15 protein-coding genes, 1 tRNA gene and 1 pseudogene are annotated in these 13,359 nt (G+C 58.3%); 8 read left to right on the top strand and 9 right to left on the bottom strand.

The features are described from left to right. The first annotated feature begins 64 nt into the window (after nt 1-64). Nucleotides 65-187 (top strand): hypothetical protein, encoded by a 123-nt coding sequence (locus ACQY4M_RS05830; RefSeq protein WP_428541948.1) that lies wholly within the window; start codon nt 65-67, stop codon nt 185-187. A 121-nt stretch (nt 188-308) separates the two neighbouring features. Further along, complete coding sequence (locus ACQY4M_RS05825; protein WP_428539582.1) at nt 309-1,535, top strand: IS256 family transposase; 1,227 nt, start codon at nt 309-311, stop codon at nt 1,533-1,535. 421 nt (nt 1,536-1,956) lie between these two features. On the opposite strand, the gene ACQY4M_RS05820 is transcribed toward ACQY4M_RS05825, so the two are convergent. From ACQY4M_RS05820 to ACQY4M_RS05805, 4 genes are read right to left on the bottom strand one after another with little or no spacing between them, the layout of a single operon-like run. Continuing rightward, nucleotides 1,957-3,000, bottom strand: coding sequence for an IS5 family transposase (locus tag ACQY4M_RS05820; RefSeq protein ID WP_428539221.1), 1,044 nt, complete (start codon nt 2,998-3,000; stop codon nt 1,957-1,959). Between the two features lie 4 nt (nt 3,001-3,004). Beyond that, complete coding sequence (locus ACQY4M_RS05815) at nt 3,005-4,027, bottom strand: acyltransferase family protein (protein WP_428541945.1); 1,023 nt, start codon at nt 4,025-4,027, stop codon at nt 3,005-3,007. Between the two features lie 51 nt (nt 4,028-4,078). Further along, nucleotides 4,079-4,735 (bottom strand): IS1595 family transposase, encoded by a 657-nt coding sequence (locus ACQY4M_RS05810; RefSeq protein WP_428539609.1) that lies wholly within the window; start codon nt 4,733-4,735, stop codon nt 4,079-4,081. A gap of 35 nt (nt 4,736-4,770) precedes the next feature. Further along, on the bottom strand, nt 4,771-5,349 hold the full coding sequence (locus ACQY4M_RS05805; RefSeq protein ID WP_428541942.1) for an acyltransferase family protein: 579 nt from the start codon (nt 5,347-5,349) through the stop codon (nt 4,771-4,773). A 140-nt stretch (nt 5,350-5,489) separates the two neighbouring features. Between ACQY4M_RS05805 and ACQY4M_RS05800 the strand changes: the two genes are divergently transcribed. From ACQY4M_RS05800 to ACQY4M_RS05790, 3 genes are all read left to right on the top strand, one after another. Continuing rightward, a complete protein-coding gene (locus tag ACQY4M_RS05800) occupies nt 5,490-6,716 on the top strand; it encodes an IS256 family transposase (RefSeq protein ID WP_428539582.1) in 1,227 nt (408 codons plus the stop codon). 173 nt (nt 6,717-6,889) lie between these two features. Further along, nucleotides 6,890-7,072: a DNA gyrase inhibitor YacG gene (locus tag ACQY4M_RS05795; RefSeq protein ID WP_428542095.1), complete on the top strand. Its 183-nt coding sequence runs from the start codon at nt 6,890-6,892 to the stop codon at nt 7,070-7,072. Between the two features lie 82 nt (nt 7,073-7,154). After that, a tRNA-Phe gene (locus ACQY4M_RS05790) sits at nt 7,155-7,229 on the top strand. 512 nt (nt 7,230-7,741) lie between these two features. On the opposite strand, the gene ACQY4M_RS05785 is transcribed toward ACQY4M_RS05790, so the two are convergent. Genes ACQY4M_RS05785 through ACQY4M_RS05775 form a run of 3 tightly spaced genes read right to left on the bottom strand, consistent with a single transcriptional unit; the run spans nt 7,742 to nt 9,372 of the window. Continuing rightward, nucleotides 7,742-8,155, bottom strand: a complete 414-nt coding sequence (locus ACQY4M_RS05785; RefSeq protein WP_428541939.1) for a hypothetical protein — start codon at nt 8,153-8,155, stop codon at nt 7,742-7,744. Next, nucleotides 8,155-8,541, bottom strand: coding sequence for a hypothetical protein (locus ACQY4M_RS05780; RefSeq protein ID WP_428541936.1), 387 nt, complete (start codon nt 8,539-8,541; stop codon nt 8,155-8,157). Before ACQY4M_RS05780 ends, ACQY4M_RS05785 begins: the two co-directional genes overlap by 1 nt. Nucleotides 8,542-8,553: 12 nt before the next feature. Continuing rightward, on the bottom strand, nt 8,554-9,372 hold the full coding sequence (locus ACQY4M_RS05775) for a hypothetical protein (protein ID WP_428541933.1): 819 nt from the start codon (nt 9,370-9,372) through the stop codon (nt 8,554-8,556). A gap of 121 nt (nt 9,373-9,493) precedes the next feature. On the opposite strand from ACQY4M_RS05775, the gene ACQY4M_RS05770 reads away from it, so the two are divergent. Continuing rightward, nucleotides 9,494-9,745, top strand: a complete 252-nt coding sequence (locus ACQY4M_RS05770) for a helix-turn-helix domain-containing protein (protein ID WP_428541930.1) — start codon at nt 9,494-9,496, stop codon at nt 9,743-9,745. Nucleotides 9,746-10,064: 319 nt separating this feature from the next. On the opposite strand, the gene ACQY4M_RS05765 is transcribed toward ACQY4M_RS05770, so the two are convergent. Continuing rightward, nucleotides 10,065-10,385, bottom strand: a complete 321-nt coding sequence (locus tag ACQY4M_RS05765; RefSeq protein WP_428541927.1) for a transposase — start codon at nt 10,383-10,385, stop codon at nt 10,065-10,067. A 115-nt stretch (nt 10,386-10,500) separates the two neighbouring features. On the opposite strand from ACQY4M_RS05765, the gene istA reads away from it, so the two are divergent. Next, nucleotides 10,501-12,000 carry an IS21 family transposase gene (gene istA, locus ACQY4M_RS05760; protein ID WP_428539289.1) on the top strand — a complete coding sequence of 500 codons (1,500 nt, stop codon included), beginning with the start codon at nt 10,501-10,503 and terminating at the stop codon, nt 11,998-12,000. Continuing rightward, nucleotides 11,997-12,728, top strand: coding sequence for an IS21-like element helper ATPase IstB (gene istB, locus ACQY4M_RS05755; RefSeq protein ID WP_428539322.1), 732 nt, complete (start codon nt 11,997-11,999; stop codon nt 12,726-12,728). The genes istA and istB overlap by 4 nt, the downstream gene beginning before the upstream one ends. Before the next feature lie 120 nt (nt 12,729-12,848). Here the strand turns inward: istB and ACQY4M_RS05750 are convergent. Then, a pseudogene (locus tag ACQY4M_RS05750) lies at nt 12,849-13,220 on the bottom strand (transposase); the annotation flags it as partial. Between the last annotated feature and the right edge of the window lie 139 nt (nt 13,221-13,359).

The following is a 13,359-nucleotide window of genomic DNA, read 5'->3' as shown; positions in this document are numbered from 1 at the left end:
GGTTCATGGGGTGAGGTGTGCCTGAAATACCCAAAACCGGCTTGAAACCGGTGAAAATGGGTTTATGATCCGAAGCAATCAGGCGGGACAGGCGAAAAACCGTCCACCCCGCCGCGAAGAAGGCGAAAACGGGAATTTACAGAGGTTCCCAGGAGTATTAAACACAAGGAAAAACGGCCCAACGTGATTATCCGATGAGCCGTTTATGCGGTAGTGTCGCGAGTTTGGTGGAAATTCGAGGACGGCGTAATCTCCGGGTGCATCGAAGCCACCCAACCGGCGGCTGGAACCGCCAAGGAGATCACGCCATGACAAAGAATACAGCAACATCGACATCCGCGCTACTGGCCAATGAAGCAGGCTATGACCCGATTGAAGACCGGCTGCGCCAGAACATCCGCGCGACGATCGAGGCGGTTTTCGAAGAGGAGCTGGAGCAGTTTCTGGGCCGTTGCCGGTATGGCCGCAGCGGCGGGGCAAAGGCCGGATACCGCCACGGGCATCGCGAGCGGCAACTGGTCGGAACATTTGGAACCGAAACGGTGCGCGTGCCGCGTGCGCGGATCACAGGCGAGGCCGGCAAGGCCAGAGAATGGCGCTCGAAGGCATTGCCCCGCTACCAGCGGCTGACGAAGAAGGCCGAGGCGCTGATCGCTGCTGTCTACCTTTCGGGCACCAACACACGGCGGGTAAAACGCGCCCTGTTCGGCCTGTTTCAGGGGGCGGTCAGCAAGGATGTGGTGAGCCGCGCCTGGCGCAAGGTGAAGGTGGACTGGCAGGCGTGGTGCGCCCGCAGCCTTGCGGATGAAGACATCGTGCGGCTGATCCTGGACGGCACCGTGATCAAAACGCGGATTGACAGGAAGGCCACCAATATCTCGGTTCTGGCCGCGATTGGCGTGCGCCGGGATGGGCAGAAGGTCTTGTTATCACTGATGAACATGGGCGGCGAAAGCACCTCCGCCTGGCGTCAGTTCATCAACGATCTGGATGCGCGCGGGTTGAAACGGCCCGAATTTGTCATCGTGGACGGGGCACCGGGACTTGAGGTCGCTCTCATTGCCCTCTGGGGTGAAGATCTGCCGATCCAGAGGTGCACGGTGCACAAGCACCGCAACCTTCTGGCCAAGGCACCCAAGCGTATGCATGATGAGTTGACAGAAGATTACCGCGACATGATCTACGCCAAAACACCCGAGGAAATCGCCACCCGCCGCAAGGCATTTCTGCGAAAATGGCGGCTGAAATGCAAGGCCGTCGCTGACAGCTTGGAAGAAGCAGGAGATAAGCTTTTCACCTTCACGCGTCTGCCACAAGGCCAGTGGAAATCGGCCAGAACGACAAATGCGATCGAACGCCTGAACGAGGAATTCCGCCGCCGCATCAAGACCCAGACCGTGCTGCCATGCGCCGAGACCGTGCCGATGCTGCTTTGGGCTCTGATGGCCTCGGGGCAGATCGTCATGCGAAAGGTCGATGGCTGGGAAACGCTCGCTCAGCCCGTCGCCGACGCAACCCTTGACCAAGCCGCCTGACCGGCGCATAACTCAACCCGCTCGGAGGTGCCTGAAATCAATTTCCACCACTTTCGAGACACAACCTAGGTGTTACAGAACAGATTCTCCATTGAAAGTGTCTGAACACCGGCAACATTGGCGGCCTTTTCCAGAACGGGTCGGGTGCGTTGGGTTCTATCGTGAAATTCCTGAATCGAGATACCCAGTTTTGGCACTTGATTGTCGTGCAATAACACCCTGCCCGCAGCGTCGACTACCTCGTATCTTGCGCTTGGATGGGTCAAAAGCAAGAGTACGGGCACGCCAAGCTGATCCATACTTTGTTTGAAAATATCGAAGACCTCTGCATGAGGCCATGGCTTTCGGTTGAAGCAAGATTTCGGCCGCCCACCTTGCGCCCCTGCGGGTCCGGCGGACAGACGGGTGGCGGGGTTTGGGGCTATGCGATTGCGGGGGTTTGCGGGTTGAGGGTGATCCTGTTTGCGGCCTTGAGCAGGTTTTGCGCGATGGCGGCCATGACCATCTGGGCATGCACCCTGGCGCGCCCGAAATATCTCGCCCGCTGCAGGCCGAAGAGGCGTTTCATCGTGCCGAAAGTCTGCTCGATGCGGAAGCGGCGTTTCGAAATCAGCCGGTTGAAGCGTTTCTCCGATTGCCGCAGGGGGCGGCCGCGCGCTGCCTTGCGCAGGATGCCGTCGCGGTATTTGCCGCGCAGCATCTGGCGGTTGGCCTTGCTCGCATAGGCCTTGTCGGCCAGCACCCGCTGCGCCTTTGCGCCCGCGATCATGGTGGCGAATTCGGGGCTTTCGGCGGCATTGGCGGGCGTGGTGTGCACCTTGTCGATAAAGCCCTCTTCGTCGCAGCGGGCAAAGCCCTTGTAGCCGAGCGTGCTCTTGCGGCCCTTCTTGACCCAGCGGGCATCAGGGTCGGCGCTGAAATGCAGCTGTGCCCCGTCGGGTGAGACCTCGGGCGGATCATCCGGCGTCCCTTCCCTTGCCCCGTCCTCTGCCCGGTCCTGCGGGGCGTCGATATGGGTGCGCGGGCGCGCCGCCGCCGCGATCAGGGTCGCATCAATGATCGCCGCCTCAGCCTCTTTCAGCTTCAGCCCATGCGCCTCGATCTGGCGGCAGACCTCGGCCAGCAGCTCATCGTAAACGCCACCCCGGACCAGCGCATTGCGGAACCGGCAGTGGGTCGTCTCATCCGGCACCGACGCGTGCAGATCGAGCCCGCAGAACAGCATGAAATCCAGCCGCACCTTCAAGGCCCGCTCCAGCTTCGGGTCGCTCAGCCCGTGCCACTGGCCAACCAGAAGACACTTGAACAGAACCAGCGGATCATAGCCCTGAGGCCCGATCCCCGAGCGCCCCAGACCGCGCCGCAGGATCGGCAAAAACGAGTTCCAATCCATCAGCGCGTCGATCTTCGACAGAACGTCATCCGCGCCGATCCGTGCCGCCGCTTCGTGCAGGAAAAGGTCCATCTATTCACCCCAGAGATTTCCCGGCTAGCTTACCAAAACGGCCAACCCGGGGGAATCCCGATGTTATGCAGAGGTCTTTATCGGTAAATTCAGCTTTCGGGGATATGCCGACAGGTTCCATTGAAGATGGAGATTCCAGATATGTCGGCCAGTTGGCGACAATAACAACCGCGTCAAAGCCAGCCTTCTGAATATAGGAATGGGCCCGTTTTACAAATTCTATGCAAGGGTCTTGGCCCTCCACAGCGGCACGATGAAGCCCTTTAACCGGCATGCACGAACCATATGTGAGTTGGTGCACTTCAACACTGTTCTCTTGCACAATACGGGTGATGCTCGGAGTTAAAGATGCGGCAATGGAATCCCCCCATATGGCAATCTTTAACGGCTCCCCTTTGTTGAAAATGCACCGCTCGTTTGGCCAATCCGGTTGCCCGTCGCGGCGTTGGTAAAGACAGCTTTTGTCCCATTCATTGGTTGCATAAAACGATGCTACATTGGCGGGCAAACGGTTTGGAATCCCATCGCTTTTGTCCCCGTAGACGCCAAACGCCAAAAACAATGCCATGCCGATACCCGAGGCCAGAAACACGCTTTTTCTGCTTTTCAGGGGGCCGGTTTTTGTGCGGCGGAAGGGTTGCTCGACAAAACTCCACGACAGATAGGCAAGCACAATGGACAGCAAGGCCAGTGCCAGCATCAACATCTGCGGCGGCGGGGTGATGTTATAAATACGGGCAAAGGCGAAAATAGGCTGGTGCCACAAATACGCGCTGTAACTGATCAACCCGATACCGACAAAGAATGGCAGCGACAACAGGCGCCCGGTCATTGTGTTTTTGTCAGCAAAAACAAGGATAAACGCCGTGCCCAATACCGGCACCAGCGTATAGAACGATGGAAAGGGGGTTGCATCGTTATAAGCGAAAATTGCAAAGACAATCATCAGAAACCCGAGGGCCGCAATACCGTCTTTGGGGGCGGGGGGGCATTTCACCATGATACAGGCCGCAATCGAACCGATCATCAATTCCCAGATGCGTGACCCTGTGAAAAAGAAGGGGGCTGACCCAGATAACTACTTCAAGTAACGCTTAACCCATTGTCTTAGCTGCAATAACTGAGCTGAAGGGTCACTGTTGTTGAAACGCCACTCGCATTCCTTCAAATATAGCCCAAATTGGGCCTTGGGGACACCGTTAAATCGGCGCATGTGGCGCTTGGCTTGGTTCCAGAAATTCTCGATGCCATTGATGTGGTTGTGACGGTCTGCAAAGAGCTTGGAATGGTTGATGCGAAAGTGGTGGAAGTCTGACACATCCAGCACATTATAACCGCGCCAACAATCGGAATAGACGATGGAATCCGGCACGACTTTGCGCTCTATGATCGGGATCAGAGTGGCGGATTTGGCGTCCGGGATGATCTTGGTGTAAACCTTCCCACCCCTTTTTAATATACCAAAAACGGGAATTTTACCTGCCGCACCACGCCCGCGTTTACCTTTGCGTTTGCCGCCAAAGTAGCTTTCGTCCACTTCTATTTCTCCGCCGAACATAGCTTGGCTTTCCGCCTCCAGCTCATAGGCGATTATCTCGCGCAGGCGTAGAAAATAAAACGCTGCGGTCTTGCGGTTTACACCACACAAACTGGCTGCTGTTCGTGCTGTCGATCCCGAAACAAAATGCTCCGTAAGACGGTCTTGCTTGTAGTGGCTCAGGCGACTCTTTCTCATGCTTCCCATCATAACCTCTTTTTAGGTTATCTGGGTCAGCCCCAAAAGAAGTTCTTTTCCGGATCAATCGCGCTTGCCCATTGCGAAAACAGCAAACTGGCCACGGCCAGTACGGATATCCAGAATGTTCCGGGGCGCCCGCCCCTTTTCCACAGTAACAGTAAAAGCAGCGGGAATAGCAGATAGAACTGTTCTTCCACGGCCAGGCTCCAGGTGTGGATCAGCGGCTTTTCATCAGCAGCGGCGGCGAAATAGCCGCTGTCACGCCAGAAATAGATATTGGATAGGAACAGGAACGTCGCCAGAACGCTTTGCGAGAATTTATCCATCTGCACAGGTGTCATCCAGACCCAGGCAAAAGGCAGGCAGGCGGCGACCACGGTGAAAAGCGCCGGTAAAATACGCCGCGCCCGCCGTTCGTAAAATCGCAGGATCGAAAACCGGCCCTGTTTCAGGTCATTCAGGATGATTGTGGTGATCAGAAAGCCGCTGATCACAAAAAATACATCAACCCCGACATAGCCGCCCTGAAACACCGAAAAACCCGCGTGATATAAAATCACCGGCAAAACCGCGATTGCCCGCAGGCCGTCAATTTCCCGTCTATAGTTCATAGAGGAAAGGCGTGGCTGATTACCGGGGATTGGGACCACAGGGTAGTGTCGCGAGTTTGGTGGAAATTCGAGGACGGCGTAATCTCCGGGTGCATCGAAGCCACCCAACCGGCGGCTGGAACCGCCAAGGAGATCACGCCATGACAAAGAATACAGCAACATCGACATCCGCGCTACTGGCCAATGAAGCAGGCTATGACCCGATTGAAGACCGGCTGCGCCAGAACATCCGCGCGACGATCGAGGCGGTTTTCGAAGAGGAGCTGGAGCAGTTTCTGGGCCGTTGCCGGTATGGCCGCAGCGGCGGGGCAAAGGCCGGATACCGCCACGGGCATCGCGAGCGGCAACTGGTCGGAACATTTGGAACCGAAACGGTGCGCGTGCCGCGTGCGCGGATCACAGGCGAGGCCGGCAAGGCCAGAGAATGGCGCTCGAAGGCATTGCCCCGCTACCAGCGGCTGACGAAGAAGGCCGAGGCGCTGATCGCTGCTGTCTACCTTTCGGGCACCAACACACGGCGGGTAAAACGCGCCCTGTTCGGCCTGTTTCAGGGGGCGGTCAGCAAGGATGTGGTGAGCCGCGCCTGGCGCAAGGTGAAGGTGGACTGGCAGGCGTGGTGCGCCCGCAGCCTTGCGGATGAAGACATCGTGCGGCTGATCCTGGACGGCACCGTGATCAAAACGCGGATTGACAGGAAGGCCACCAATATCTCGGTTCTGGCCGCGATTGGCGTGCGCCGGGATGGGCAGAAGGTCTTGTTATCACTGATGAACATGGGCGGCGAAAGCACCTCCGCCTGGCGTCAGTTCATCAACGATCTGGATGCGCGCGGGTTGAAACGGCCCGAATTTGTCATCGTGGACGGGGCACCGGGACTTGAGGTCGCTCTCATTGCCCTCTGGGGTGAAGATCTGCCGATCCAGAGGTGCACGGTGCACAAGCACCGCAACCTTCTGGCCAAGGCACCCAAGCGTATGCATGATGAGTTGACAGAAGATTACCGCGACATGATCTACGCCAAAACACCCGAGGAAATCGCCACCCGCCGCAAGGCATTTCTGCGAAAATGGCGGCTGAAATGCAAGGCCGTCGCTGACAGCTTGGAAGAAGCAGGAGATAAGCTTTTCACCTTCACGCGTCTGCCACAAGGCCAGTGGAAATCGGCCAGAACGACAAATGCGATCGAACGCCTGAACGAGGAATTCCGCCGCCGCATCAAGACCCAGACCGTGCTGCCATGCGCCGAGACCGTGCCGATGCTGCTTTGGGCTCTGATGGCCTCGGGGCAGATCGTCATGCGAAAGGTCGATGGCTGGGAAACGCTCGCTCAGCCCGTCGCCGACGCAACCCTTGACCAAGCCGCCTGACCGGCGCATAACTCAACCCGCTCGGAGGTGCCTGAAATCAATTTCCACCACTTTCGAGACACAACCGGACCACATTGCTTTATTCTGTCCAGTATTCACGCTCGCCTCCCCTTCGTTTTTATGTGCTTTCTTTTCCAGCTTGGAAATTTTCAAGGAACATGCAAGAAAGCGTTATGTCATGTCCTATATGCGATAAGAAAACGGATATCAAATACCGCCCGTTCTGCTCGAAACACTGTGCAGATGTGGACCTTGGGCGCTGGTTTAATGGCGCTTACGCGGTTCCGGCCGATACGCCCGAAGACATGGATGAAGCCACAGCCGAGATGGAAAAGTCCAATCTTGCGCCGCATTGATATTTTTCTTGAAAAGCCTCTGGACACCCGCCGGTGCCACGTCTAGAACACCGCGACCCGAACGTGAAATTCGTTCACCCGTGCCCGGGTAGCTCAGGGGTAGAGCAGTGGACTGAAAATCCTCGTGTCGGTGGTTCAAATCCGCCCCCGGGCACCATTTAAATCATAAAAAACAAATAAAACCAAACAGATATACGTATCTTGAGAAATCCTGTCCACCCCTCAATCCACCCTGTGCCGCTGGTTGCCTGCATTTAACATGACATTGAGGCTCTGTTCGTCGAAGGGGCTTCTGTCCGGGTATTTTCGCAAATCCCCTCACTACCGGGAAAAGGGTTGAGGCCTGAAAACGCTCGCGCCCGGCTTTTTTGAAACCTGCCATGCAACTTGATTTGCCGTTCTAAAAAAGTCCAGGCGCGGGCCTTTCACACAACCGGATTTTGCAACGGGTTGCACGAGAACCCCCGTTTGCAAAAGGCCGTGGCGGAAACGGATCGTGTCAGTGGATGCCGCTTACTGGAAAATTGCAACCCGTTGCAAAATCGCGGGTTTAAATCCGGGAAACCCTTATAAATAAGGGGGATAAATTCAGGCAAAGGTATCATTATTGGCGGGAAATTTCAGGTCTTGGAGCAAGATCACCATTCCCGTTGCAACCAGTTGCAACTTTCAGGCCTTGAGCGTCGCCAATATTTCGGCCCACGGGATCACTCGGCGCAGGGCCGCGCATTGGGTGCCGCCGTCTGAGGACTTGTGCTGCACCACGGCCTTGTAGCCCCGTTCCAGCAGATCATCCGGCACAGCGGCCGCCTCGGCCAGCCAGAACAGCATGGGGGCGCAGCGGATGTGGTTATAGACATAGCTGGCCGGTCTCTCACCCCGTGGTGCGCGGCCATAGGCTCCGGGGCCGGAATATTCCGCCAGCCAGCGCTGCCAGTGCTCCTTTTGCGAGCCATACCACGCCCGGCCAAAGCCCACGCCGATTTGCAAGGCCTGCTCCAGTTCCTTGTGGCGCGGCGTGTCACGAGGCAGATTTTCAATCTGGCGCAAAAGATCGGCCGGGGTCATGCGAAGGTCTGACATCAATAACCGTGCGTCGCCCCGAAGATGATCGAGCGCCACGTGCCGCTGCCCGCAGGGGCCGCGTTGATCCGGTCACAATCCGCCGCGCCATGCGCATTGACATAGCCCTGACGGGCAAACTCGTTCAGCACCACCAGCTCGCGCACGGCCGAGAAATCCTTGCTCAACCCACTCCCCATGAGGCAAATCCCGGCCGCAAGCACACCCGAATAGAGGTCCGGGGTGATGGCGCGCTGGGGCAGTATGATTGTCAGGGTGCCCTTGCGGAACGTCACGGATTTGGGTTCCCACATGGCGAGAATTTCCCGTGCATCATCGGCCGGATTGGCGGCCAGCGCAGTAGGAAGGATTGCGGCCAGAAGGGCGAGGCGGATCAGGTTTCGCATGGGCGTGCTCCTTTACTGGCCGGATTTGAGGGCTTCGCTGACGGTCCAGAGCACGGCGGATGTGCCGTTGCCATAAACCCGTATCTGCGAGGTCATCCAGCCCCGGTCCACGATGGAATATTCCAGCCCCTCGATAGAGGTGCAGGTCGTGCTGGTCAGCGCCTGTATCTGGCGCAGGTCGTTGTTGCTGGCGGCCGTGACGAATTCATCCAGCGCGGCCTTGGTCATGCAGCCGACATAAGCCCCGGTGATACGCCTGGGCGCGAGCGCCTGTGCCCGCTCCAGTGCCGCCGCTGCTTCTGCTGCCCGGCGGTCAGCCTCGCGCTTTGCCTCGGCTGCCCGGCGTTCGGCTTCCTGTCTGGCGGCTTCTGCCCGGCGCTCCCGTTCTTCCTGCTCCCGCTGCCGGGCGGCGGCCTCTGCGGCTTCCTGCGCGCGCCGGGCCATTTCGGCCTGATAGGCCTCCGGGTCGAGTTGCTCCAGTTCGGCAAGCCACAGGTCGGGATCGCTTTCCTCGATCTCCAGAAGATAGGCGGCAGGGTCGGTTGCGCGCAGCGCGGCAATGCGTTTCTGCTCCTTCTGACCCTCAACATAGCCGCCAAAGGCCATCAAGGCAGCCAGAACGAAAACAACGCTTGCAATCGCCTTGTTGGTTTTGGTCGCCGCAGCGTCCTTGCTGAAGATCACCGCGAAGGCTGAGGCGGCGATGATCCCGCCGGTGATCATCAGGGCCTTGTGGCTGATCAGGCTGGCAAAGCCCAGAACCACCACCAACAGCAAAAGTGCTGCGACAAGTTTCAATATCCCAATAATCAGCTTTCTGGCTGTTTTCATGTATCCCTCCAAAAATCCTTTAAGGGCAATCAGTTACCCGTTGCGCCCATAATAGCACCCCCATTTTGGGGGTAAACCCTTAATAGGGGTAACAGCCGGTATCAGAGAGGGGATACCGGCAGTGGCGGGAGCAGTCAGAACGGAGGCCTATCAGAATTTCCTTGCAGCCCTTGTGGACCTGCGGAAGGCCAAAGGCCTGTCCCAGGCCGACCTCGCCAACCTGCTCGGGAAACCGGCGTCATTCGTGGGGAAATGCGAACTGGGCGAACGGCGTCTGGACGTGGTGGAAACCTTCGTGATCCTGAACGCGCTGGGCGAGGAACCGGCGGGGTTCTTGGAGGGGTGTTTGGGGAAGGCTGCGAGAACCTTGTAACAGCATTGCTGCGGGGCTTCGTTTTGGCGCTTGTGGCGCAAGGTCTTGGCGACAACGAAAACTAACCCAGAAAGCATCGCAAACAGGTGAGGCTGGGGCCGTTGCACAGTGCCAGCACCAGGGTTTCTTTTGACCTGCGGTGTTCGGCCTCTCCGTTCAAAAGCCCATAGACCGATGGGCCAAGGGCTGTTAAGCTATGCTAAATAAAGCTTTATAAAGACCTCTGCATGAGGCCATGGCTTTCGGTTGAAGCAAGATTTCGGCCGCCCACCTTGCGCCCCTGCGGGTCCGGCGGACAGACGGGTGGCGGGGTTTGGGGCTATGCGATTGCGGGGGTTTGCGGGTTGAGGGTGATCCTGTTTGCGGCCTTGAGCAGGTTTTGCGCGATGGCGGCCATGACCATCTGGGCATGCACCCTGGCGCGCCCGAAATATCTCGCCCGCTGCAGGCCGAAGAGGCGTTTCATCGTGCCGAAAGTCTGCTCGATGCGGAAGCGGCGTTTCGAAATCAGCCGGTTGAAGCGTTTCTCCGATTGCCGCAGGGGGCGGCCGCGCGCTGCCTTGCGCAGGATGCCGTCGCGGTATTTGCCGCGCAGCATCTGGCGGTTGGCCTTGCTCGCATAGGCCTTGTCGGCCAGCATGTGAATCGGCGTGCAAAACTGACCCACTTGGGTGGGTTATGAGCGAGTAAAATTGACCCACCTGTTTCGTTAACATCCGCGCAAAATTGTGCGGAGGAAAGAGCAGGTGATATTGATGGAAAGCGTATCGAAGATCCGGCGCTGGGTGCTGGTTGAAGGGCGCAGCATCCGGTCTGTGGCGCGGGCGACGGGACTGTCGCGGAACACGATCAAGAAGTATTTGAAGGACGAGAATCCGCCGAGCTACCAGCGCCATGCGCCGCCAGTTCGGCACAAACTGTGCAATGGGTTTGATCTTCGGCTGCAGGAACTGTTTGATCAGGACTCGAGGCGACCACGCCGGGAGCGGCGGACGGCCCAGAAGCTATACGAGCAGCTTGTGGCAGAGGGCTATACCGGGTCCTATTCGCCGGTTCAGCGTTTTGTTCGTGAGTTGAAGCGCGCCGGGGCCTGTTCGGGAGATGCGTTTATCCCGCTGCATTTTGCGGCGGGTGACGCGCTGCAATTTGACTGGAGCGAAGAACGGGTCGTACTGGGTGGTGTCGAGCAGAAGGTGAAGGTCGCTCATTTCCGCCTGTGTCACAGCCGCAAGCCTTTCGTGATTGCCTATCCCGGTGAAGCCCAGGAGATGGTGCTGGATGCTTTCGTGCAGGCGCTGTCCTTTTACGGAGGCGTTCCGCGCAGGGTGATCATCGACAACCCCAAGACCATGGTGACCTACGTTTCGCGCTCGAAGGAGCGGATATTCCATCCCCGGTTCCTGGCCTTGATGAACCACTATGTGATGGAGCCGGTGGCCTGCACGCCCGCTGCGGGCTGGGAGAAGGGACAGGTCGAGAACCAGGTCCAGTTCTTGCGGGGCCGGTTGTTCGTTCCCGAACCGGCCTTTGATGATCTCGAGGCGCTGAACGCGTGGCTGCGTCTGCGTTGCGAAGATCTGGCAGAGCGTCCCCATCCCGAGCAGCAGGATCGCACGATTACCGAAGTGTTCGAAGACGAGCGCGCCGAACTGCGCCCCCTGGGTCGGGCCTTCGACGGCTACGTGGAAAAGACCGTCCGTGTCCGCTCCACCTGCCTGGTTCAATATGCCAGCAATCGCTACAGCGTGCCCTCCCGCTTTGCCGGGCATCATGTGTCGCTACGCGCCTATGCCGGCCGGATCGTGGTGGTCTCCGGTCAGGATGTGATTGCCGAGCACAGGCGTCATTTTACCCGCAATATCAGCTATTTCGAGCCCTGGCATTACGTTCCCCTGCTGGACCGCAAGCCTGGTGCCCTGCGCAATGGCGCCCCCTTTGTGGGCTGGGAACTGCCCGAGGCCATGCATCGGATCAGGGAACATTACATGGCTGGTAAAGGCGGGGATCGGGAGTTCGTCGACCTGCTCCTGCTGGCACAGGATCACGGGATCGAGGTGGTCGAGACGGCCTGCAATCTGGCGGTGGCACAAAACACCCTGCGGCTGCCCGCCATCATCAATCTGATCAACCAGTTGGTGGAACCGGTCATCACACCGCTCAGCGATGCCTGCGCTTATCCGCAGCTGACCTTGCGGCCCGAAGCCGATTGCAAACGCTATGAGACCCTGTGCTCGGCTGAGGAGGTTGCCGTATGAATGCCTTGATCGACCAACTGACAGCCCTCAGGTTGCATGGAATGGCAGCTTGCGCCCATGATCTGCTGTCCGCGCGCAAGCCGCCAAGTCTGACCACAGCGATAAGGCAACTGATCGACGCCGAGACTGTAGAGCGCCGGGTGCGCTCCATCCAGTATCAAATGAGGGTTGCGAAGTTCCCCCATCACAAGGACTTCGCAACCTTCGATTACAGCGCCGCCGCCCTCACCCAGGCCCAGATCGAACCATTCTGCACCGGCCAGTTCACAGAGGAGGCCCATAACCTCATCCTGGTGGGCGGAACCGGCACGGGCAAAACCCACATCGCCATCGCGCTGGGAACGACGCTGATCAACAACGGCAAGAAGGCGCGCTTCTTCAACGCCGTCGATCTGATCAACGCCCTGATCAAGGAACAGGCCGACGGCAATGCAGGGAAGATCATCCGGCAGCTCTCGGCTTTGGACTGCGTCATCATCGACGAGCTGGGCTACATCCCGTTTCCCAAATCCGGTGGCGCGTTGCTCTTCCATCTGATCAGCAAGCTCTACGAGAAGACCAGCATCATCATCACAACCAACCTTGAGTTCGGTGAATGGGTCTCGGTCTTCGGGGATGCCAAGATGACAACCGCCCTTCTGGATCGCGTCACTCATCACTGCAACATCATCGAAACCGGCAATACCTCATACCGGTTCGCCCAGAGTAAACGCCGTAGAAAAAACTAGCCGTTCCGCAAGCAAAGCCCCCAGACGGACTCGCTACATGAAGGCGGCCCGACTGGGGGCTTTGCGCCACAAAGGGGGGGGCAAATTTAAATGCCGAAACCGGGTCAGTTTTAAATGCTCATTGACACCCGAAAGGTAGACAGCAGCGATCAGCGCCTCGGCCTTCTTCGTCAGCCGCTGGTAGCGGGGCAATGCCTTCGAGCGCCATTCTCTGGCCTTGCCGGCCTCGCCTGTGATCCGCGCACGCGGCACGCGCACCGTTTCGGTTCCAAATGTTCCGACCAGTTGCCGCTCGCGATGCCCGTGGCGGTATCCGGCCTTTGCCCCGCCGCTGCGGCCATACCGGCAACGGCCCAGAAACTGCTCCAGCTCCTCTTCGAAAACCGCCTCGATCGTCGCGCGGATGTTCTGGTGCAGCCGGTCTTCAATCGGGTCATAGCCTGCTTCATTGGCCAGTAGCGCGGATGTCGATGTTGCTGTATTCTTTGTCATGGCGTGATCTCCTTGGCGGTTCCAGCCGCCGGTTGGGTGGCTTCGATGCACCCGGAGATTACGCCGTCCTCGAATTTCCACCAAACTCGCGACACTACCTGCAATCCATCCACCCATCCAACGTTCTGGCCTTTCCGCG

Source organism: Profundibacter sp. (assembly GCF_965277155.1).
GTDB lineage: Bacteria > Pseudomonadota > Alphaproteobacteria > Rhodobacterales > Rhodobacteraceae > Profundibacter.
This window is presented reverse-complemented; position numbering and strand designations above follow the sequence as displayed.